This window comes from Edaphobacter sp., assembly GCF_035532915.1.
Taxonomy (GTDB): Bacteria; Acidobacteriota; Terriglobia; order Terriglobales; family Acidobacteriaceae; genus Edaphobacter.
Window position 1 is genome coordinate 1 of sequence record NZ_DATKQC010000465.1, and the last position, 23,104, is coordinate 23,104.

Below are 23,104 nucleotides of genomic sequence, written 5' to 3' on the forward strand. Positions count from 1 at the left end.
CCCTGCGTGTAAGTCACTCCCATCCGAATGCTCCTTTGTATACGTCGAACTCAACTGTATCTGGCTGCAAGTACACCGAAACGATATCGAAGCGAACTGGAACCTCGCGCCTCAACTTTTCGGGAAAGCTGCGCAGATAGGCTCGCGCCATCTTTCTCAGCATCTCCTGCTTGTCGGCATCGACGGCTGACTCGGCCGGAGCCAGCGGGTCTCTTCCGGTTCGAGTTTTAACTTCGATGAAGCAGAGGCGGTCCTCGTCCCAGCCGATCAGGTCGACGTCACCGCGCAGCTTTGTACTCTTCCATCGCCGCGCCACAACCGTGTAGCCGAGCGTCCGCAGATGAAAGAGCGCTTCCCGCTCTCCGCGCAGGCCGGTGGCAAGATGCTCTGCTGTGGACGGCGTGCGCCTGAGCCGCCTGCTCAGCGTGTCCATCCGCCGCAGAGCCCATACCTGCAGATTGATTCTGGTAGCCGTTCTCATGGCGCGTCTCCCTCGAACATCAGTGCCGCTTATCAGTGCGTCATCCCATGGTTTCGCTGAACGGACGCAGCGCGTTGCAGATCGACGGTGACGGGCTTGGAGGGAACGCTCTCGCCATTTGAGTTCACTGCCGTAACGACGTAAACAGACGTTCCTTTGTAGGGCGTAATCCCGGTAAATCCCGGTGAGACCAACCCAGTGGCGAGCGTGCTCGGTGCGTCGTTGGCGCTGTCCAGGCTCTTCACGGTATACGTCCTCGCCCCAGGCACAGCAGCCCACGAGAGCGAGATCACACCTTTCTGTACCTTGGCCTGGAGTCCATCGGGAGCTGCGGGAGCTTGCCCATCCGGCAGCAAACCATAGACGCACATCTGTCCCGTTCCCACATTTTCCGTGCCAAAGCTGGCCAGATAAACTTTGCCGTTGGCGATGGTCGGAGGAGCCATCTTAGAGTAGTTGTTGCAATCGTCGCGCTTTGCATCTTCGAGCGAGTTCCATAGCTCGTGGCTCACGTCGTCGGCATCGTAGGCATGAAGAATTCCCGGGCGCGACTCGTGCCAGGAGTCACCGGTCGCATGGATCGCTGCCCATAGGATTCCCTCCTTGCCACCGTTTGCCGAGATCGATAGCATGCCGCCGGGATGCCCCTGATTCACTTCAGGCCGCTCCATCAAGGGGGTCTCTGTCACTTTGTCCCCAGTCAGCCCGAAGACTTTTAATCTGTCGATCTGCCCCCACAGGTAGAGCAGCGGTCCCTTGCTGTCGCTCTTCCAATATACGAAGCTGTGCATGTGCGATTTGCCGACCTGAAAGTGCTGCAATGCGTGCTCATCGCCGAGATGCCCGAGGTGGCGCTTGTCGAGGACATACAGAACACCCTCTTTGCCACCGCCCAACACAAGATTGGTTCCGGGGATCAGCGTGGCGCCGGAGGAGTCGAGATCCAGATCCTTTGCATCCAGTTCAACGTGATTGGTGGGAGTGAACCAGTCGAGCAGGTTCAATTCCGGACTGAGCCGCAAAAAGCTCTCGCTGAAGTTCACCTTGCCGTCCCACGAACCGTTGCCTGTGACGACGTAGATATTGCCATCGGCATCTACGGCCGGAGCCTGTCCCGACTGCCAGATGCTCGCCTCCGAGCCTGTGGGGGAGGTGTTAAGCACGGCAGTCTGGCGCAGCGACTTCGCATCGTAGCCCATCAGGAAGCCGTGGTACGGCTCCTTGTCGCAGTGCGAGGCATAGCCGATATAGACCACGCCGCGTGAGAGCAACAGGGCGGGACGCTGGTTCTGCATCAGCGGATCGAAGTCCTTTGCAGCGATCGTCACCGGACTATTCGTCATATCCGCTCCGGTTGCGATGTCCAGCGCATGAAGCCGCTGAATGAAGCCGCCGCCCGCCCGCGTCAAAGCGATGACATACAGCGTGCCGCTCTGCCGGTCGATCACCGGGGTTCCGATGATCCCCATCTTCCCGTTGATATCCAGGCAGCCGAAGTCTGCGTCATGCAGATTTGCCGGTGTACCAAAATTGACATGCCAGATTGGAGTCGATGCACTCGCCTCGTTGGCGTCGAAGGCATAGACGCTGTTGTTCACCGTGGTCACATAGACCACATCGTGAAAGCCGCCTCCTACCTTGACGTGCGATACATAGAGCGGCTGGCCATACACCTGGTCGTCCACCACCCCCTTGAAGATCATGCCAAACTGCTTCACGTTGACGTTCTGGTGCGTCAGGACGGTCTCCTGCAGATTTGCGCCTGTACGCTCAAGGTTGTTATGCTGCGTCAACACGTCTACCTGAGCGACTCCGGCGATCCCATTCAAGAGCAAAATCGACGCTCCCAGCAGCAACCTACAAAACTTCATCTTTAGCTCCGGCTCTCTTATGAATCTCTTCATCGAGCGATGCCTTCAGTGTATGTCCCGTCATCGCTTTGCCGTAATACACCCACAAAAATAACCCAGTTGCCTCGATGCCCCCAACCCTGCGATACTTGATTGTGCACACCGAGCACGCCCATCACGAACAATTGAAGAGGTCGCATTAATGTCAGCAAAGTACATCTTTGTTACCGGCGGAGTTGTGTCCAGCCTTGGTAAGGGTCTCGCCGCAGCTTCCATCGGCTGCCTTCTTGAGGCCCGCGGCATCAAGGTCAACCTCATGAAGTTTGACCCCTATCTCAATGTCGATCCCGGCACCATGTCGCCCTTCCAGCATGGCGAGGTCTTTGTCACCGACGACGGCGCAGAGACCGACCTCGACCTCGGCCACTACGAGCGCTTCACCCACGCCAAGCTGACTCGAGACAACAACCTCACCACGGGCCGCATCTACGAGCAGATCATCACCAAGGAGCGCCGCGGCGACTACCTCGGCAAGACCGTGCAGGTCATCCCGCACGTCACCAACGAGATCAAGAACGCCATGCGCAAGGTCGCCGCCGACACCGAGGTGACCATCGTCGAGATCGGCGGAACGGTGGGCGATATCGAATCGCTTCCCTTCCTCGAAGCGATTCGCCAGATGCGCCAGGACCTTGGCCGCGACAACACCGTCTTCGTCCACGTCACACTGATTCCGTGGATCGCCGCCGCGCAGGAGCTCAAGACCAAGCCCACGCAGCACTCCGTCAAGGAGATGCTCTCGATCGGAATTCAGCCCGACATCCTGCTCTGCCGCTCAGACCGCCCGGTTCCCCGCGAGATGCGTAGCAAGATTGCCCTCTTCTGCAACGTCGAAGAGCCTGCCGTGATTGCCGCACGCGACGTCGCCAGCATCTATGAGGTTCCGCTGACCTTCGCCGCCGAAGGAGTAGACACGCTCGCATTGAAGTACCTCCGTATCGAGGCCAAGGAGCCGAACCTCTCCAAGTGGCAGGACATCGTCCACCGCGCCTACAACCCTAAGGATGAAGTGTCCATCGGCATCGTCGGCAAGTATGTTGAGTACGAGGACAGCTATAAATCGCTGAAAGAAGCGTTGGTTCACGGCGCGCTCGCGCACAACCTGAAGCTTCGGGTGACTTGGATCGAGGCCGAAGGGCTCGAGACCGATGATTACGCCTCGCAGCTTGAGGGCTTCGATGGCATCCTCGTCCCCGGCGGCTTCGGCAAGCGCGGCATCGAAGGGATGCTGAACGCCATTCGCCATGCGCGCGAGAGCGGCACGCCATATTTCGGCATCTGCCTCGGCATGCAGACTGCTTGCATCGAGTACGCCCGCAACGTCTGCGGCCTCAAAGAGGCCAACTCCGGCGAGTTCGATCCCGCTACGCCGCACCGCATCATCTATAAACTCCGCGAGCTTACCGGCGTCGAAGAGATGGGTGGCACCATGCGTCTCGGCGCATGGGACTGCGTGATGGAGGCCGACTCATTGGCGGCACAGGCCTATGGAACCACGGAGATCTCAGAGCGCCACCGCCACCGTTACGAGTTCAACCGGGAATACGAAGCGCTGCTCACCGGGGCTGGCCTGCGCATCACCGGCACCACGCCCGACGCCACCTACGTCGAGATCGTGGAGATTCCCGGACATCCCTTCTTCCTCGGCTGCCAGTTTCACCCCGAGTTCAAGTCGAAGCCGCTGGAGCCGCACCCGCTCTTCCGCGACTTCGTCGCCGCCAGCTATCGGAATCGCCTTGCCCATCCAGTTGCAAGCGAGGCTGTAACCGCTGCTGAGAGCAAGTAAACCTGGGCTGGCCGGATGTTTTCGGAATACCGCATTCGGCCAGTTTTTATTTGCTGCGTTTATTTATTTGCCGCGGCACACACGCAACGATCAAATCCTTCGGCCTGGTAGTGCGACAACGCGCACACATACTCCGGCCAGAGCGGCTTGATCAACGATGAGTGGTCGCCTACAAAGAAATTGTCGATATACGATCGGCTCGCGTCTGTCTTCGCATCCGGATCGGCGCGAAACTCCGCAATCAAAGCCTTCACCGTCGTAGCTGTGAACTCCGGCTTGCGATACGTCCGCGCGTAGTCATACTCCTTCGACCATGAGGCGTTCACTCCGGTAAGGTTCGAAGCCGCAAAGACCTGGTAGTCCGCCATCGTAGCGGATGCGGTATCGATGTGTGCCACGGTAAAGGATGGATTGTTCCCATTAACCGGCGAGATAGACGAGACCATCTTGATCGCAACCTCGCCGCCTTTCGCGTCGCCCTCCGGCCCTAGCAGCCGCAATTCGTCCATGTGCGTGTGCGCGAAGAGGCCCAAGCGAATCACATCCGCATTTTCCACCAAAGTGTCGCCCAACTGGTCCGAAGAAAGAAACATCTCCGGCTTTTCATTTGCACAAACGTTCCGCATCTTTGTAAAAGTCGAATAGATATCGACGGCCGGCGGAATATGCCCCATCACCCAGACCCTCTGATGACGACTTCTCGCGTCGGCAAGCTGGCTTCGCAACCACGCGATCTGCGCCGCAGCAGCAGCGGTGCTCTTCTGGCCACGACACGTTGCGTATTTCTGTGACATGAAGATATCGTCCAACACGATCATCCGCGTATTCCGCATCGGAGCGGCCATCATCACGGTGTAGTGGCCCGCAGCCGTAAAGTCCGCCCGCGCCTTCTTCCGGTCTGCCGAGTCTGGCAATCCGGCAACTACGCTCTTCGCCGTCGCCGCCAGAAAATCGCTTCCGCCATCTAACCGATAGTCGCCGCAGCCCGTGTCGTTATTGCCCAGCGCCGTGTAGACCGGCACTTCGGGAAAGGTCTTGCGCAACTGGCCCGTCACATATTCCACCGTCTTTGCAGCAAAGTTGGCGTAGTCACGCGGCGTCTTTGCCGGAAGAAGCGCCGCATACCTGCAACCAAATCCGTGCGCAACCAGGTCGCCGCTCAAGGTAATGAACCTTGCATCCCGCGCCTCGCGCCGCTCCGCATGCAGGCTGGATTGGAACAACTCATAAGAGGTATCAACACCACGCGCGCTGCACCGCTGCTGCAAAGCGGCGAACGCAGCGCGCTGATCTGCCGAGGCTGGCTCTGCAAGAATCGCCTCCCACTCGCTCGCGGGAGCCGCTGCCAGTCGCGCCACCTTACTCGGATCATGGAACGGATCGAAATGAATATCGCTGAGCAGGAGAGCAGAAGCTGTATGCCCGGCTTCGGCGCGGCGTGATTGGGCGATCGCAAAGGTCCACGTGGAGATGCAGCAAATTGCCAGCATGCCGCAAACAATGGCGGTTCCTCTTGCAACCATTCGCTTCATTTCTCTCCTCACCCACTCCCGGCTGGTATCACCATATCAACTCATGGAAATCGAAGAATCTGCCTTCATCAAATGAGGGCGTCTATATATCAATAGGAAAATAATTCCCCAAAACATTACGAACGGTCTACCATTTCGATTGGCCCTACAGAGCCACGCTCTCTGCGCCGAAATTTTCTTCCCTTCAGGAGCACCATGCAGCAGAAGTCCTTCGTCCCCCACTGGATCGCCGTCACTCTGTTCCTACTCTGCGTAATCTCATCGGTCTCTGCCCAGTCGCGGGCGAAGTATAACTTCAACCCCGGATGGCTGGTCACGGTCGGCGACCCCGTCAACGCCCAGTCCACTGCCTTCGACGACTCCAACTGGAAGCCGGTCACGCTGCCCTACGCCTGGAACGAAGACTCCGCCTTCAAAGTCAGCATCCAGAACCTCCCCACCGGCGTAGCCTGGTATCGCAAGCACTTTCAGATCCCCGCCAGTGCCCACGGTCAACGCGTTTTCATCGAGTTCGAGGGTATCCGCCAGGCTGGTGACGTCTATCTCAACGGCAAATTCCTCGGCCGCCACGAGGACGGGGTCTCCGCCTTCGGCTTCGACCTCACCAACGACCTGAAGCCCGCGCCGGAAGACAACGTCATCGCCGTCCGCACCGACAATAGCTGGAAGTACAAGGAGGTCGCCACCGGCAGCACCTTCCGCTGGAACGACAGCAACTTCTACGCCAACTACGGCGGTATCAGCAAGAACGTCTGGCTGCACGTGATGGCGCCGTTGCACCAGACGCTTCCTCTTTTCTCTTCGCTGGGAACCACGGGCATTTACATCTGGGCCTCGCACTTCAATCTTCCTGGCCATTCCGCGATCATTACCGCCGAAAGCCAGGTCCGCAACGACGGCACCGCCCCGCAGACAGCAGCCTACGAGGTCCGCATCGAGGACATGGCGCACAAGACAGTCGCCACCTTCACCGGACCCACCGCAACCATCGCTCCCGGCGAGACCCGGCCCCTGACCGCCGCCGCTCCCGTCCACGGCCTCCATTTCTGGAGTTGGGGCTATGGCTATCTCTACACCGTCACCACCACGCTCACCGTTGGCGGACGCGTCATTGACTCCGTTACTACCCGTACCGGCTTCCGCGAGACCGCCTTCGATCAAGGCAGCGTCAAGCTCAACGGTCGTGTGCTCGACGTCCACGGCTACGGCCAGCGCACCACGAATGAGTGGCCCGCGCTCGGCATCGACCTTCCGCCCTGGCTCAGCGACTTCTCCAACCGCCTCATGGTCGAGGGCAACGCCAACGTCGTGCGCTGGATGCACGTCACGCCTTCTCGTCAGGACACCGACTCCTCTGACCGCGTCGGCCTGATCGAGTCGATGCCCGCCGGAGACTCCGAGGGCGACTCCAGCGGCCGCCACTGGGAGCTTCGCGTCAAGCTGATGCGCGACTCCATCATCTACAACCGCAACAACCCCAGCATCCTCTTCTACGAGTGCGGCAATAAGACCATCACCGACGCCCACATGGCCGAGATGAAGGCCGTCCGCGATAAATACGACCCCCACGGCGGTCGTGCCATCGGTGCCCGAGAGATGCTCGCCAGCCACGTCGCCGAGTACGGCGGCGAGATGCTCTACATCGATAAATCCTCCTACAAGCCGCTCTGGGCGCACGAGTACTCCCGTGACGAGGCCGCCCGCGCCTTCTGGGATGACGATTCCCCGCCCTTCCACAAGGATTCGCCTCTTTACAACCGCAACCAGGACTCGCAGGCTATCGAGAATGTTGTCCGCTGGGACGACTACTTCCGCGCCCGTCCGGGCACAGGAGACCGTGTCAGCGACGGCGGCGTCAAGATCATCTTCTCCGACTCCAACACCCACCACCGGGGCGACAACAACTACCGCCGCTCCGGTGCGACCGATGCGATGCGCATTCCAAAGGACGGCTTTTTTGTCGATCAGGTCATGTGGAACGGTTGGAACGACCCTGAGAAGGCCGCCATCCATATCCTCGGCCACTGGAACTACGCCGCTGGAACCGTCAAGCCCATCTACGTCGTCGCCGCCAAAGCCGCTCGTGTCGAGCTAAAGCTGAACGGCAAATCTCTCGGCTCCATCAAAGCCTCGGACAACAATCCGAATCAGGCGCTCGCCCTGCCCAATGGCGTCTCTCCTACTCCCAGCGTCCCCGGAGAGCCCGGTATTCCGGCAGGCCAGTCCAACGACTTCCTTTTCACCTTCCCTAACGTCGCCTTCGCCCCCGGCACGCTCGAAGCCATTGCCTACGATGGTTCCGGCCGCCTCTTAGCCTCGACGAAGCTGCATACCGCCGGAGCCCCGGCTGCCATCCGCCTGACACCGCACACCGGTCCCGGCGGCCTGCACGCCGACGGCTCCGACCTCGCGCTGGTGGACGTAGAAATCGTGGATGCCCACGGTCAGCGCTGCCCCACGGCCAACCCGCTCGTCAGCTTCACCCTCACCGGCCCCGCCGAGTGGCGCGGCGGCATCGCCCAGCCACCCACAGGAGTCGATGCGACCACCTTCAACAACTACATCCTCGCGACGACGCTGCCGGTCGAAAACGGTATCAACCGAGTCATCCTTCGCTCCAAACCTCTCACTGGAACTCGCCCCGGGGCCATCATTCTCAAAGCTACCTCTCCCGGCCTGCCGCCTGCGAGTATCTCGCTCGTCTCCCACCCTGTTCCGATGAGCCACGGCCTCTCCACTTATAACCCCGCCGTCAATCTGCCCTCTAACCTTGAGCGTGGCCCCACACCAGCCGGCTCATCCGTCCATCCCACGCGAAGCTCGATCGTCGTAGCCAGTGCGACCGCCGGAATCGAGCCCGCTAAAGCCATGCTCAGCCACGACGACAACGAGAAGACCTCCTGGGCCAACGACGGCAGTCTCTCCACCGCCTGGATCGAGTACACCTTCGCCCAGCCCTCCACTCCCACCGAGATGGAAATTAAGCTCAACGCCTTCCGCACCCGCCGCTATCCCCTCCGCATCACCCTGGACGGTACGGTCGTGTACCAGGGAACAACTCCGACCAGCCTCGGCTACGTTACCATTCCCTTCGGGATGGCTTCCGGCCACTCCATCAGCGGCAGCCATCTCCGTATTACCCTCACCGGGGCACCGATCGACAACCGCGAGGCCAAAGGCACCGCAGAGATCACCGGGAAGTATGACGGAGCGGGGGTCGGCCCGGTCGGCCACGACCATCGAGACGTCCTCAATGTCATCGAAGCCGATATCTATCAGTCAATTCCTCCTTCACGCTAGTTTTAGCCAGCCGAATTGGGTGCTGATCGTGCCTCGATCAGCATCCAATTCACCATGAAGAACGAATACGACCCCCACCGGAGCCACTCTGGCGCCTTCATAGCCTTCATTCTCGCGCTACTGCTGGGAGCGGCAGCGATGGTGCTGTTTTTGCGGCACGCTACCAACGGCGTCCTCTCGCGCGTGGCTACTGCCATGACTGGCCGCACCTCGACCACCTTCGATACCTCTGTTCCCTCGATCGTCCAGAAGATTCAGCGCCTCAACCGCCTCGAAACCGTCGTCTACTCGCTCGACACCGTGGTTGAAGGCTCGAAGTCCAGCGCCGTGCTGCCCGACCTGCTCGGCGGCGACCGCATCCTGCTGATCGTTCACGGCCAGTCCATCGCAGGCATCGACCTCTCCAAGCTCCGTCCCGAGGACGTCCGTATCGACGGCCAGTCGATCCGCGTTACCCTTCCCGCCTCCCAGCTCTTCGTCACCACCATCGACAACCAGCACACCCGCGTTTACGCGCGCTCCACCGGCCTGCTTACCTCAGCGGATCAGAATCTCGAGTCCGAAACCCGCGCTCACGCTCAGGACCAGCTGCAGAAAGACGCTCTCGGCGACGGCATCCTTGACGCCGCCCGGAAAAACGCCTGCGCGACCGTAACCACGCTGCTCTATGGTCTGGGTTTTCGTCATGTGGAAGTAATGTGACCTATGGCATCCAATCGATCAACAACCCCATCCCATCCTTCGCGAACCTGCGCTATCATGCACAATATGAGGTTCTGTTCTCACTCCCGCGGCGTCGAAAAGAATTCTGAGGAGATCTCGGCCTCCCTTGGCAGCGATCTCGCCGATGGCATCGAGCCGGAATCAGCCCTCTTCAAGACCATTGGCTGGATCTCCGCCGGGCTTGGCGCTGTGGCTCTGGGCCTGTTCGTAGGCCGTGAACTCCGGCTACGCTACAAGTTCAGTCACCGTACGCCGTATGACTTCTACGCCCACGCCGGCGATGAAGAAGATGTAGACTTCGGCCTCGGCATCTGAATCTCCTCCAGACAAGACAGCCAGCCACGCTTCTCCTTTTGAACGGCTCAAAAGCCGATGAGCGGTATTCGTCACAAGTGCTAACCTTTCCAGCGCTCGCTCGTCGCCATTGATTTACCATTAACATCAATGACTAAATCAGCGTTCCTCTTCCCCGGCCAGGGTTCTCAATCCGTCGGCATGGGCAGAGATTTCTACGAAAACTTTCCCGCTGCCCGGGCCATCTTCGACGAGGCGGATGAAGCCCTCGGCTTCTCTCTCTCCAAGCTCATCTTCGAAGGTCCGGAGGAGCAGCTCAAGCTCACAGAGCACACCCAGCCCGCCATTCTCACCGTCTCCGTCGCTGCCGCCCGCATCCTTGCCGACAAAGGCATCGTTCCAGCGTTTGCCGCCGGCCACTCCCTCGGCGAGTACTCCGCCCACGTCGCTGCCGGTACGCTCTCCTTTGCCGACGCCGTCCGCACCGTCCGCAATCGTGGCCGCTACATGCAGCAGGCCGTCCCTGCGGGTGAAGGCGCGATGGCCGCTATCCTCGGCCTCTCGGCGGACCTGATCAACGACATCTGCGCCCAGGTCTCCGACGACATGACGCCTCTGCCCACCGCGAACATCACCAGCCCCCAGGCGCAGGCATTTTCTCCCAATAGCGCCGTCGTCTCCCCGGCGAACCTCAACTCTCCCGATCAGACCGTGATCTCGGGCGCATCGGCGGCTGTTCATCGGGTGGCCGACCTATGCAAGCAGGCTGGGGCCAAACGCACCGTCATGCTGGCCGTCAGCGCACCCTTTCATTGCGCACTGATGGAGCCCGCCCAGAAGGCCCTGGCCATTGATCTTGAAGCCCTCGTGTTCAACGATCCGCAGTTCCCCGTCGCCTGCAACGTCGACGCCCGGCTGATTGCTCGCCGCGCCGAAGCCCGCGACTGCCTGGTCCGCCAGGTCACGGCCCCAGTCCGCTGGGTCGAATGCATCCAACTCCTTATTGCTCAGGGTGTTACACGCTTCATCGAGGTCGGCCCCGGTAAGGTGCTCACCGGCCTTATGCGCCAGATCGACCGCAGCCAAAGCACGCTCCATGTTGAGAACTCAGAGTCGCTCGAAAAGACCATTGATGTCCTGATCGCTTCATAAATGTATTTGCAGCACAAGAGACTATGAGCTGTTCACTAAATTCGCCAGAGGATCGCAATGCAGATCAATGATGTAGTCGAAAACTTTACCCTCCAAAACCAGGACGAGGAGACGGTCAATCTCACCGATTTCGCCGACAAACCGGTCGTACTCTTTTTCTATCCGCGCGCCAATACTTCCGGCTGTACGATCGAGGCCTGCGGCTTCCGCGACGCTTTCCAGAAGCTTCAGCAGGCCGGAGTGGTTGTCCTCGGCGTCTCGCGCGACACCCCCAAGGCGCAGAAGAACTTCCAGCGCAAGTACAACCTCCCCTATGATCTTTTGGCCGATCCTGAGATGACGCTGATCAAGCGCTACGACCTGCTCCGGCCCAAGAGCATGTACGGAAAGCTGGTCAAGGGGGTTGAGAGAACTACCTTCATCATCAGTCCCGACACCGGCTCAGGCCAGCGCCTGTTGCACATCTTCCCCAAGGTAAATCCCGAGAACCACGCCGAAGAGGTGCTCGAGATTCTCCACGCCACTCCGACCCACGCCTGAGCCGGCACACCGCGCCTGGGCAGGAGAGAGGACGGAAGATGACATCAATCCAACTGGCCGCCGCTGCCGCTTTCACCACCGCTGCCGTTGCAGGAGCCGCCGCTTACGCCGCCCTTTGGCCGCAGTCCCAACTGTTCGGCCGGGTGCTGGTCGCAGGCTCCAATCCGGACGAGATTGCACTTACCTACGATGATGGGCCCAATGACGCGGCCACCGAACGGCTGCTCGAAGTTCTCGCCCGTCATGAGGTCCATGCCACATTTTTTCTTATCGGCGGCTTCGTCCGCCAGCGTCCGGCGCTGGTGCGGTCAATCGCCGCCGCGGGCCATGTAATCGGCAACCACACGATGACCCATCCCTGGCTTTCGTGGCAGTCAGCGGCGCGCATTCGCGAAGAACTGGCGGGCTGCAATGCCGTGCTCGAAGATGCGCTGGGAGCGCCGGTCCACTTCTTTCGCGCTCCTCACGGAGCCCGCCGCCCGGTCGTCTTGCAGACCGCCCGCGAACTGGGCCTCACCGCTGTTCAGTGGAACATCACCGCATTCGACTGGAACCCTATTCCCGCCGACGAGATCCTAGGCAATATCACGCGCGGCATCGAGCGCAATCGGAGCCGTAAGCGCGCCTCAAACGTTCTGCTCCACGATGGGGGGCACCTGGGAATCGGCCAGCCTCGCATGCCCTCCGTCGAAGCCACCGACCGTCTACTGCAGCAATACAAATCAACAGGGATGCGGTTCGTCACGGTCGCTGACTGGATCTGAGGTCCCAGCGAGCTTCAGCCGCGCTGGGCCAACCATTCTTCTACCTCGGTCAATTGATCTACGGCAAGATATTCGCCGCCACACGCTTCGGTCTCGGTCCCGCTGATCAAAAATACCTGCCGCAATCCCGCCGCATTCGCCGCTGCTATATCGCTGCACCGGTCGCCCACCATTACGCTGTCGCCAAGCTCCACTCCAAACTCTCGCACGCCGCGTCGCAACATCCCGGTTCCCGGCTTGCGATCTTCATGATCCCGCTTGTACTTCCCGACTCCGTGTTCAGGATGAAAGGGACAGTGATACACCGCATCCAGTTCCACCCCTTCGGCTCGAAATGCGCCTTTGATCCAAATCATTAAGGCGTCGAAGTCCGCCTCGGAGTAGAAGCCTCGCGCGATCCCGGCCTGGTTTGTCACCACAATGAGCCGGTAGCCCAGCCCAGCCGCCGTCCGGCAAAGAGAGAAGATTCCGTCGACAAAACGCACATCCTCAACCCGGTGCAGATAGCCCACCTCGTGGTTGATCACCCCATCCCGATCAAGAAACAACGCCCGTCCACTCATAGCTCTGCCACCACCGTACTCGCCGGAGCCACGACTCGCGGCGGCATCGAGCGTTCTGATCGTCGCTGCTCCATCACTTCGTACACCTCGCGGACCACCATCTCCACCGAGACCTGCCTCATACATCCATTGTGCAGGCATGGAGCAAAATCCCGCCCGTCGTAGCAAGGTCTGCACGCAAATCCCTCACCACCCCACAACGCGACGGTATTCGCCCGCTGCGGCAATCTGCCTCTGGGATCGGTCGGCCCAAAGATACTCACAATGCCTACTCCCGTAACTCCAGCCATATGCAAGGGCCCGGTATCGTGCGTCACCATCACATCGCTGTCATCCAGCAACGCAAGCATCTCCGGCAGCTCCAGTTTTCCTATCAGATTGGTGACTGCCATGCCGTCAAAGAAAGGCACCGCCCACATGTCTCCCGGGCCGCCAGCAAGCACTACTTCCGCACCGCGCTCGATGAGAACCGATGCCAAGCCAGTGTAATTCTCGACCGGCCAGCGCCTTAGCGCATCGTCACGCATCATATTTTTGGCTCCCGCCGGAGCCAGTACTACCCGCGGGCGCGTATCCGTCCGAATCAGCGGAGACAACGGCAGGTTCTCAGGCCTCACCGGAGCCAGTCCCAACGGGCGCTCGCCGTCCTCCAGACCGAGCAGAATCCGTGCATACTCATCCGTATGATGCCGCCCCGGCAAAAGCATTCTGTTCCGGTCGGTCCACGACAACATCAGCTTTCTCTGCGCTCTTACCGGGAGTGTGACGATCCGATATCGCGCATCGTAATAAAGCGTTGCGCAAATCTGATACTTCGCTAGACCGACCGACTTCCATAAGGCTAACAATGCACGCAGCCGCTCAGTTGCGGATCCCTTCAAGATGGCGTGGTCATCGACCACGATGGCCCGAATCCACGGATAGCATGCAAGCAACGGAGCCACCGCGGGCCCGCACACCCAGTCGATCCGGCTTTCGCCACCCTGACGTTCATACAAAGCGCGGACGGCCGGAAGCGCCATGATGACATCACCGATGGCTCCGAACTTCACAATCAGCACTTTGGCCATTGCCTTAATCCTTTAGAAAGATGCTCTGGTTCCGAAGCACCGCAATATGGGACAGGTATCGCATCAGCAACTCATAGCGATTCGGGCCAAGTATTCGGAGAGCGATCTTCAACAGGAGATGCACCATTGCAACGCGTCGATCTTTGGGGTCGAACTCTTTCCAGGTAGCTTTTCCAGGAGCGGCTTTGCCTGTAACGAGCCCAAGCTTTTTCGCGAAAGCGGCAAAATCTCCTGTTGCGTCGAAGGGATCCTGACCAGCCCATCGGGCCTGATGCTTGGCATAGATTCGACGCGCCAGCCGCGTTATTACAGTGCCATCCGACATGCGATCAAACCCGTAAGCCATTCCCTCTCGTACACCATCTTTGTTCGCCAGCACGGCGGACTTATATTCTCTAAATAGCCTCCCCAGGTCAGGACGATCCGCGAGAGTGTACCGGTTGGTGTTTTTCGACAGCATCGCTGGATCGTCCGGCACGATACCGCTGAAATGGAAAAAACATAGTCTGGCCAAACCATTCACGACATAGTTCCCTGCATCTTCCACCAGCGTCCGCTCCTGCAGATTCCAGTAAGCCATATTGCATCCCAGATGCCGAAGGATCTTTACCTGATCAAACATTCCAGGGGCGAGGTTCATCCACTTCTGGTCGACAAACAATCCTGTGCGGCCTTCACTAAACCCGAGGTCAAGGCATCTCCGTTCCCACCAGCTAAGCAGCCGCCAAGCTTCCTCGCACCGCCTTACTGCGATAAAACCAAGATTGTACGTCCCGTTGTAGAGCATCTCCTGCTCGCCTGGAAACCTGTCATCCTCCACAGGAGTAGTCATATGCGGAGTCAGAACGGCAACTGCTCCGCCATCAAGCGCTTCAAACACCGGCGTTAGCGGACTGTACACAAAGATATCCGGATCAAGATAGATCAGCCTCTCCAGATCGAATGTCTGGATAAGATACTTCATGAATGTGGGTTTCACGTTCGTATTTAGCTCAAGGATGTCGTACTTCATCGCTTCGCCACGAACATCGGTAAGCCCGATCTCCATCAGCATTACAGGGGTAAATTCCTCCCCTTCGAAGACCTTTCGATCTTCCAGCGAGAGATCCGCCACGATTAAAATAAAAAAGCGATGCTCTGGATGCTGCTTCAGGTAAGAGGCAGAGACCGTTCGTGCGTACGCCAGATAATTCGGTGAAACAATCGTGCAGGCTCCGTTCAAGCTGCACACTCCATCTCAGTCATCTCTGAAGGATACAAGAAAGTAGATAGAATATCTGTCCGACCCGCACTCTGAAGTGCCGTCCATGCCATTAACGAACACATTTCAGATCTGCCGTTTTCGCCCTAAAACTCGGTCAACACCTTCTGCAAAGACTCGCGCCAGTCCATCATTCGCCATCCGAGGCGCTCTTGTAACTTGCTGCAATCCAAGCGCGAATTTGCTGGACGGCGTGCCGGGGTAGGGTATTCGGCAGTCGAGATAAGCAAGAGTTCCGCGAATTGCTTTCCAGGCTCACGCCTCTGTTGCAGCAGGACCGCTTCTCGAGCAAATTCATACCAGGTGGTCTCGCCTGAACCTGCCGCATGATAAATGCCTCCCAACGACGCGACTGCCTCGGGTAGCTTCTCGCGATGCTGACCAGACGCATCCTCACAGCGCCGGATCACGTGTGCCGTCATCTCCGCTAGATCGCGGCTCCAGGTCGGCGCGCCGTGCTGATCCGCAACCACACGCAGGGTCTCCTTCTCGCGTGCTAATTTCAAAATCGTCAGCAGAAAGTTCTTTCCTTTTGCTCCGTACACCCAACTCGTGCGAAAAATCATGTGAGAGGCGCCGCTCTCTGCCAATGCTCGCTCTCCCGCCAGCTTGCTTGCTCCGTATACGCTCGTCGGCGCTGCCACATCCGTCTCCACGTAAGGAGAAGAACCTTTTCCATCGAAGACATAATCGGTCGAAAAGTGGATCACTGCTGCACCAATCTTCCGGGCTTCCTCGCTTAGTACGCCCACAGCTTCAGCATTGATGGCGTAGGCGAGCTTTGGCTCACTCTCCGCTTTGTCCACCGCGGTGTATGCCGCAGGATTCACAATCCATCGCGGGCGTACTGCTCGAATTACGCTACGAATACTCTCAGCACTGGCGAGATCCAGTTGAGCTCGCCCCGGGGCAATCACCTCGCCCAACGGCGCAAGCGTCTCTACTAATTGGCCGCCTACCTGTCCGGTTGCGCCCGTAACAAGAATCGGCCCGCGTAGCGGAGACCCTGCCTCGGCCTGCATCAATACACCGTCTCCTCGAGTAGCCGCAGCAAGTACTGCCCATAGGTGCTCTTCGCGATCTTCGCGGCGAGCGCCTTCATCTGTTCTGCATCGATATAACCGAGCCGATAGGCGATCTCTTCCGGACATGCCACCTTCAGGCCCTGACGCTGCTCGATTGTATGGATAAATGTCGCTGCTTCTAACAACGAATCGTGCGTGCCGGTGTCCAGCCACGCCATTCCGCGACCCAGCAGCTCAGTTCGCAGCTGTCCCCGCTCTAAATACCATCGGTTAACATCCGTAATCTCAAGCTCGCCACGCGGAGAAGGTTTAAGGCCCTCTGCCACGCCAACTACCTGCTCATCGTAAAAATAGATTCCTGTCACGGCATAGCGAGACTTCGGCTTGAGCGGCTTCTCCTCAAGCGAGATGGCTCGACCCTCTTTATCGAACTCCACAACGCCATACCGCTCTGGATCCAGTACGGGATAGGCAAACACAGTTGCACCAGGTCCGCCTGCAGCCGCTTGCTGTAGTGTCGTAGCAAAGTCGTGTCCATAAAAGATATTGTCCCCCAACACAAGGCAGCATCCGTCACCCGCAAGGAACTCCTTCCCGATCAAAAATGCCTGTGCCAATCCATCGGGCGATGGCTGCACGGCGTATTCGATTTGAATACCCCACTGTTCTCCCGATCCCAACAATTGGGTGAAGCGCGGCGTATCTTCTGGAGTTGAGATGAGCAAGATCTCGCGAATCCCTGCGAGCATCAACACCGATAACGGGTAGTAGATCATCGGCTTGTCGTAAACCGGCAAAAGCTGCTTTGAGATCACCTGCGTGACTGGATGCAATCTGGTGCCGGAACCTCCAGCAAGAATAATCCCCTTCACAAAGCCTCCTTTGCCATTGCTTCGGACGCTGGAGCCTCGGCGAGATCCCGGCTGCCATAGTTCTGTGTGACCCATTGCTGATAGGCTCCACTGGTCACACTCTCCACCCACGCAGAGTTTGCCAAATACCATTCCACCGTCTTTCTGAGCCCGGTCTCAAAACTTTCCTCAGCGCGCCAGCCAAGTTCAGTCTCCAACTTCCTTGCATCAATGGCATAACGTCGATCGTGTCCGGGCCGGTCGGCTACATACTTTACCAGCTGAAAATGTGGCTTGAACTTTGACTCGGGCACCAACTCATCCAGCAAAGCGCAGAGCGTCGTGACAACCTCCAGATTGCTGCGCTGGTTCCCTCCACCGACGTTGTATGTCTCTCCCACGCGGCCTTGCTCGAGAACCGCCCGAAGAGCCCGGCAATGATCCAGCACATAGAGCCAGTCTCTTACCTGCTGACCATCGCCGTAGATGGGAAGCGGTTTCCCCTGGAGGGCATTCGCAATCATGAGCGGAATGAGCTTCTCAGGAAATTGATACGGCCCATAGTTATTGGAGCAGTTTGTAATAATCGCCGGCAGGCCATAGGTGTGGACCCAGGCACGCGCCAGGTGGTCACTTGCCGCTTTGGAAGCAGCATAGGGACTGTTCGGGGAATAAGGAGTCTCTTCATGGAACGCAGGGTCGTTCGGCCTGAGCGTTCCGTAGACTTCATCGGTCGACACATGAAGGAAGCGGAACCGTTCCCGCTCGGAGCCAGTCAAAGTTCCATAGTATTCACGCGCTGCCTGTAAAAGCGTAAATGTGCCATCGATGTTCGTCCTCAGGAAGGCTTCTGGCCCGGCGATGGAACGGTCAACGTGACTTTCGGCAGCAAAGTGAACCACTGCCTGCGGCCTATGCTGGGCCAGTAACCGAGCCACCAGCTTCGCATCGCAGATATCACCGTGCGCGAACGTATAAGCCGGATCGTTTGCTACGGAAGCCAGATTTTCCGGGTTTCCGGCGTAGGTCAACTTATCTAGATTCACTACTGGCCCGCGACTGCTGGACAACCAGTCCAGTACGAAATTTGAACCGATGAAGCCGGCGCCACCCGTCACGAGAAGACAATTGTTCATTGCTTTCCTTTTATATCTGCGATTCTATGGCAGTTTTTTATACTGCAAGCATTAATGGCTTTTCGCGGTTGCAATCTTGATCCTCATAACGCAAATGCAATGCAACCGCTGCAATGATCGAGAGATGAAACCATACATACAGCCGCAAAACATTCTGATCCGCGAGCAGCATAAAGCTTTCGTAGAATAGAGCCCTGACAAGAGCTCGCAACCATTTTGCTCTTTCATCAGGCCATCTTTTTCGGATCAGACCAAACATGCCAAAGCTGTTGACCCAAATGAACATTAGAAACGGAATAATCCCGATCAAACCGCTTGCAGCTAATAGATCCATGATGACGGGAAAGCCCAAATAAGTTTTCCCGTCATTTGGAACCCCATGTAGTTGGGCAATTCTACTCGACACGCCGCCGAGGCTCCTGCCCAAAAACGGATGTTCTTCGAAGACCTGAACGGTCTCAATAAAACCATCGTACCGGTCACTCACCGAATGAGAAGCAGTGTGATTCAGCCCCGTACCCGACAATAATATGTTCAGATTTACCGCCAAACCCAAAGCAACGACGCCGGCTAGCAGCAGGATTGATCCGGTCACCGACAAGACCACCAGTTTCCATCGTGGAAGCGTAAAGATGAGAGACCCTGCGCTTAATCGCGTTCCCATTCTTCTTCCCCATCGAATCACGTATGGAACCGCCCTGACGACCCCTTCCACCGCCATGAATATCCACCCGGTCTTGCTTGTAGATAAGAAAAGTACGGCACCCACAAAAATCGTCAACCAAAACCATTTACGCGCGGCGGTCAAATGAGCTTTTGAATATCTCAGATCCACCAACGCAATCCAGCCCATGATTAAATAGGTTGCAAAATAGGAGGGCTCATAGGAGAACCCGTTGATTCTCGGCCACCGTTTCCCGACAATCCATTGAACTACTAAAAAATCTCCAAGGTGCAATATAGGGGACACCAATTGAAAGATCCCAAATGCCGCGACAAACACATAAGAACAGAGATATGCCTTCATTAGCGGCTCAATATAACAACTTCTGGCATACAAATGTGCAACTGCGTAAAAGCCCGCCGCGGTAAACAGCAAAAATAAAAGATAGCCAAGGCTGAATCCGAAATCAACACTAAGAGGTAAGAACAGGACCTGGACGAAGCACCAAAGAGCGAGCCACCACCCGCCCCGCGGCCACCATATTCGTCCTTCTTGTGCAGCTTTAGCCAAAGCTCCAAAGCAAACCAGGACCATGATCAGTTGGGCGATCCGAACTGTACCGCCTAACTTGAAGGCTAAGAATATATCGAATGAGGCGGTAAAAAGGCAGATTGTAAATAATCGGTGAATGAGTTTCATCTAAGCACACCCTGCATGTCTCACTTTTACTTGCGTCGAATGCGCTGCACCGTCGTACGAAGAACGATCCCGCGATATTGAATGCAGATTATTCAATATTTGATAGAGGATCTTTCATACTAAAAATCGTGCGATATTTCCTTTTGTTATCGGGATTTTGCATTACTCTCTCAAAAAATTCCTCGATGAACGTATATGCGGCCCCAATAAATGCTCCACCCAATAGTCCCAAGATGCAGAAGAGGGTTCTGGGGGGCCATGATTTATGACTGGGAGGAATCGCCTTGTCGAGCACCTGGATCATTGAAACAGTCTTACCCTCTTCCTGCTTCGCAAGCTCAAATTGCCTTGCCAACATTTCAAAGAGTGTTTCGTGAAATTTTACCTCGCGAGCTTTTCTCAGATATTCGAGTGAAATCTCAGGGACCTTCGATGTGGGTGTCCCCGCTGCAGGTCCTCCTCCGCCTTTTTCCATCGCATTCAGCTGGCCTTCCAGACCATCAATCTCGGACCTCAGTTGCACGACGCTCGGGTTCTCACCTGTTGCCCCCTGCATGAGTGAAGCTAATTCAACTTGTCGAAAACGAATCTCAGCTCTGGTCTGTTCTATCGCAGACAAATGTGCCAACGCCTGGCTTTGAGGGATCAGAACGCCAGCCTGCTCCTGCGTCCGTTTTAAATCGACCTCAGCGTCTTCAAGCGCGTTCTTCTCCTTCACCATTTCACGCTCAAAATATTCCCGTTGTTGACCAGCGGATGTAATAGCCAAATCCTGATTCATCCGATCCAACTCAGAGAGATAGGCGTTTGCTATATTGGCTGCACGTTTGGGGTCTGTGTCTTCCACGGTTACGCGTATCATTCCCTCTTTCTCGCTAACCAATTTGGTTCGTGAGGCCAATACCTTTTCAGCAGCTTCTCTATCTTTCACCCGATAAAGGTCCTTCAAATGGAATTGCTCAATCAACCGATCGGCGACTGTCCGGCTGCGTAATATATCCTCGTAGACTTGATATTGGCCGCCACCACCCAGTAGGCCCAATGCCCCCATTCCTGCCCCCCCCGTTGCCATTTGTAATGCTAACGAAGACGCCGAAGGACTATTTTGCGGGACAAGCAGGACTGCAGTCGCCGAATATTCTACTTTGGCTGTAAGCATCAACACCAACATCAATAGAAATCCAGCCACAGCAAAAAGAAGATTGCGACTGAGATGCTTACGAAGCAAAAGTGCTGCGACAAATAGATCTATTTCAGATCGCGGTTTGATTCCTGCTTTGGGCATATCGCTATTTTCAACGTCTGGGATCATCGTCGCTTCTGAATCCAATTCATGCATAATTCCGCTCTGTTATTTCAATAGATTGATGGCCGCTATCCCTATACCGAACTGGCTCACAATTGTTCCGATATCAATCAACTCACGCATGATCGATAGTTTCTGAAGCTGTGGCGGAATTACGATCGTGTCGCCGGGAAAGATCGTAGCGTGCTTGATATTCCCGTACTGTTGGCTATAAACAGAGCCGTCGGCACGAAGCACAAACGCGTGCTTCATGTCTGCCTGCCGGTCAGGACCGCCCGCTTCCTTAAGGTAGTCGATTGTGCGCTCTCCGCGTTTGAAGATGAAAGCGTTCGCACTATAAACTTCACCTTCTACGCTGACGGTCGCTGGGACCTTCGGAACCACAAACTGATCTCCATCCTCAAGCTCGAGATCTGGAACGCTATCGATTCCGCGGCTGTCGGGCTTCAACTGAAGCACAATTCTGCCATTGGGCCTGGCGCGTCTCAGTTGAGCAATCGAGGCCTGCGCACTCGATGCAGCTGCTGTCGCCGCAGCCGCATCCTGTGCATTGACTGCCGCCGCGTTTCCAGCAGCGGTTGCAGCAGCAGCCTGTATCTCCAATTGGTCTGCATACTCGTTGAGTCGTTGCTGTTGAACCCGGCGGGTAGATTGCCTTGTAAATTCGGAAGCGTAGAGGTATGCGTCGGGCGTAAAGCCTCCTGCCCGCACCAGCAGCTGCCTCAAGGTCTCTCCGGGCTTCACGCTATAAACTCCGGAGCCTGCGAATTCGCCTTCGAGACGGACAAATCTAGTCTGCTGTGAGATCGGCACTCTAATGTCTGCCGTGGAGAAGATGGTCACCACGTCGCCGGGAAGGAGTTCCAGATTTTGCGACTGATCGCCGTCAAGGATGACTTTGCCAAGGTTGAACGGAAGCAACGAAGTTTTTAGCGTCTCCGCATTTTGACGTTCAATGACGGCATAGCTCCAATTAATATCAGGAGCGATCAAAACTACGCTCGTCTTGATGGGAAACCGTCCAACACTCCCCGTGAGTGCCGCTCCAACCGAATTTCCTCCGGCACTAGTGTCCGCTGAACCCTGGGGCACGGTGCCAGGCTGGGATGGAGTGGATGTAGACGATGACTGGGTACTGGACGGTGGCGCTTGATTCGAAGAAGCACCGTATTGGTCCTGGACTGCAGCGTAAGGAGCAGCATCAAGTTGATCCTGTGCAACACCGTACTGCTCCGGTTCCGTCCCATATTGAGCTTGATTGGCCGCAGCCTGATTTTGCGTTCCGTTCGACTGCTGCGCCCCGGTGCCATTCGCACTTTGAGTGGGGGCATTTCGCATCGTTGCATTGTACGGATTTGCCCGCTGAAGTACGCCCTGAGCGTTTCGTTCCGGCTCGGGCTCGTAGTTCATGGTCATGTGCCCTAGATCATTTTTATGCTGCCAGTAGCTTCTGGTAATCAGGGCATCTTTATTCGGGATGAGATCACTCACCCGCATCCCCGGATGCCAGGCATACCGCCCGGGATTGGCTACATTGCCACGCAAGGTCACAGCGTCCTTAAAGCGATCGATGATGGCATTGACGGTAACAATATCGCCATCCTGCACCTGAAACGAGCTGGGCTGCGACAGATTCACTTCCATCACGCTGCGCACGGCGTGGTCGTAGATGCGTTCTACTCGTGCCTTGGAGTTCACTGCAATACTTGTTCGACCACCGGCGAGTTGAAGAACCTGCTCAATCGTGGTCTCATTTCGCAGCTCATAAATGGCGGGATTATTAACACTGCCGACGACGGCGACCTGCTTGCCAACAGGAGGAATGAAGATGACATCCCCTGAGGCAAGCTGCACATCATTGCTCTTATCGCCATGCAGCAATACATCATAAAGATCGAAATGATCGATAGTTTTGCCGCCGCGCTTGAGTTGAATGTCTCGCAAGCTTCCCTGAGGCTTCGGTCCCCCCGCGTAAAACAGAGCATTCAGCAGGGTACTCAGCGAACCAAGCGTGTAGCTGCCGGGCATGCTGGCCTCGCCCACCACG

Annotated in this window: 19 protein-coding genes; 7 read left to right on the plus strand and 12 right to left on the minus strand. The window is 57.1% G+C overall.

Annotated features, from left to right (window positions below; all coding sequences use genetic code 11):
- Positions 1-13 precede the first annotated feature (13 nt).
- Both VMU57_RS21710 and VMU57_RS21715 read right to left on the minus strand, forming a co-directional pair.
- Positions 14-481 carry a YraN family protein gene (locus VMU57_RS21710; RefSeq protein ID WP_325387264.1) on the minus strand — a complete coding sequence of 156 codons (468 nt, stop codon included), beginning with the start codon at positions 479-481 and terminating at the stop codon, positions 14-16.
- Positions 482-513: 32 nt separating this feature from the next.
- The gene (locus tag VMU57_RS21715; protein ID WP_325387265.1) at positions 514-2,352 is read right to left on the minus strand and encodes a hypothetical protein; all 1,839 of its coding nucleotides are present in this window, start codon (positions 2,350-2,352) and stop codon (positions 514-516) included.
- Between the two features lie 181 nt (positions 2,353-2,533).
- Here VMU57_RS21715 and VMU57_RS21720 point away from each other — a divergent pair, with 181 nt between their 5' ends.
- Complete coding sequence (locus VMU57_RS21720; protein ID WP_325387266.1) at positions 2,534-4,177, plus strand: CTP synthase; 1,644 nt, start codon at positions 2,534-2,536, stop codon at positions 4,175-4,177.
- 59 nt (positions 4,178-4,236) lie between these two features.
- On the opposite strand, the gene VMU57_RS21725 is transcribed toward VMU57_RS21720, so the two are convergent.
- The gene (locus tag VMU57_RS21725) at positions 4,237-5,709 is read right to left on the minus strand and encodes a metallophosphoesterase (RefSeq protein ID WP_325387268.1); all 1,473 of its coding nucleotides are present in this window, start codon (positions 5,707-5,709) and stop codon (positions 4,237-4,239) included.
- Positions 5,710-5,904: 195 nt separating this feature from the next.
- Between VMU57_RS21725 and VMU57_RS21730 the strand changes: the two genes are divergently transcribed.
- The 6 genes from VMU57_RS21730 (at position 5,905) to VMU57_RS21755 (ending at position 12,482) form a co-directional block, all read left to right on the plus strand.
- On the plus strand, positions 5,905-9,009 hold the full coding sequence (locus tag VMU57_RS21730) for a glycoside hydrolase family 2 protein (protein ID WP_325387269.1): 3,105 nt from the start codon (positions 5,905-5,907) through the stop codon (positions 9,007-9,009).
- A 54-nt stretch (positions 9,010-9,063) separates the two neighbouring features.
- Entirely contained in the window at positions 9,064-9,711 is a 648-nt protein-coding gene (locus VMU57_RS21735) for a DUF4230 domain-containing protein (protein WP_325387270.1), read from the plus strand.
- 66 nt (positions 9,712-9,777) lie between these two features.
- Entirely contained in the window at positions 9,778-10,047 is a 270-nt protein-coding gene (locus VMU57_RS21740; protein WP_325387272.1) for a hypothetical protein, read from the plus strand.
- 129 nt (positions 10,048-10,176) lie between these two features.
- Positions 10,177-11,178, plus strand: coding sequence for an ACP S-malonyltransferase (locus VMU57_RS21745; protein ID WP_325387273.1), 1,002 nt, complete (start codon positions 10,177-10,179; stop codon positions 11,176-11,178).
- 57 nt (positions 11,179-11,235) lie between these two features.
- Complete coding sequence (locus VMU57_RS21750; protein WP_325387275.1) at positions 11,236-11,718, plus strand: peroxiredoxin; 483 nt, start codon at positions 11,236-11,238, stop codon at positions 11,716-11,718.
- Between the two features lie 38 nt (positions 11,719-11,756).
- Positions 11,757-12,482: a polysaccharide deacetylase family protein gene (locus VMU57_RS21755; RefSeq protein WP_325387276.1), complete on the plus strand. Its 726-nt coding sequence runs from the start codon at positions 11,757-11,759 to the stop codon at positions 12,480-12,482.
- A 14-nt stretch (positions 12,483-12,496) separates the two neighbouring features.
- Here VMU57_RS21755 and VMU57_RS21760 read toward each other — a convergent pair whose 3' ends face one another.
- The 9 genes from VMU57_RS21760 to VMU57_RS21800 all read right to left on the minus strand — a co-directional run.
- Positions 12,497-13,045, minus strand: a complete 549-nt coding sequence (locus tag VMU57_RS21760; RefSeq protein ID WP_325387278.1) for an HAD family hydrolase — start codon at positions 13,043-13,045, stop codon at positions 12,497-12,499.
- Positions 13,042-14,115: a glycosyltransferase family 9 protein gene (locus VMU57_RS21765; protein ID WP_325387280.1), complete on the minus strand. Its 1,074-nt coding sequence runs from the start codon at positions 14,113-14,115 to the stop codon at positions 13,042-13,044. Before VMU57_RS21765 ends, VMU57_RS21760 begins: the two co-directional genes overlap by 4 nt.
- Positions 14,116-14,119: 4 nt before the next feature.
- On the minus strand, positions 14,120-15,337 hold the full coding sequence (locus VMU57_RS21770; RefSeq protein WP_325387281.1) for a group 1 glycosyl transferase: 1,218 nt from the start codon (positions 15,335-15,337) through the stop codon (positions 14,120-14,122).
- Between the two features lie 125 nt (positions 15,338-15,462).
- The gene (gene rfbD, locus VMU57_RS21775; RefSeq protein WP_325387283.1) at positions 15,463-16,398 is read right to left on the minus strand and encodes a dTDP-4-dehydrorhamnose reductase; all 936 of its coding nucleotides are present in this window, start codon (positions 16,396-16,398) and stop codon (positions 15,463-15,465) included.
- Positions 16,398-17,273, minus strand: coding sequence for a glucose-1-phosphate thymidylyltransferase RfbA (rfbA, locus tag VMU57_RS21780; protein ID WP_325387285.1), 876 nt, complete (start codon positions 17,271-17,273; stop codon positions 16,398-16,400). The genes rfbD and rfbA overlap by 1 nt, the downstream gene beginning before the upstream one ends.
- Positions 17,270-18,388: a dTDP-glucose 4,6-dehydratase gene (gene rfbB / locus VMU57_RS21785; RefSeq protein WP_325387286.1), complete on the minus strand. Its 1,119-nt coding sequence runs from the start codon at positions 18,386-18,388 to the stop codon at positions 17,270-17,272. The genes rfbA and rfbB overlap by 4 nt, the downstream gene beginning before the upstream one ends.
- 37 nt (positions 18,389-18,425) lie before the next feature.
- A complete protein-coding gene (locus tag VMU57_RS21790) occupies positions 18,426-19,751 on the minus strand; it encodes an O-antigen ligase family protein (protein WP_325387287.1) in 1,326 nt (441 codons plus the stop codon).
- Between the two features lie 88 nt (positions 19,752-19,839).
- Positions 19,840-21,090, minus strand: coding sequence for a GumC family protein (locus VMU57_RS21795; protein WP_325387289.1), 1,251 nt, complete (start codon positions 21,088-21,090; stop codon positions 19,840-19,842).
- Between the two features lie 12 nt (positions 21,091-21,102).
- On the minus strand, positions 21,103-23,104 hold a 2,002-nt coding region (locus VMU57_RS21800), incomplete at its 5' end, for a polysaccharide biosynthesis/export family protein (protein ID WP_325387291.1).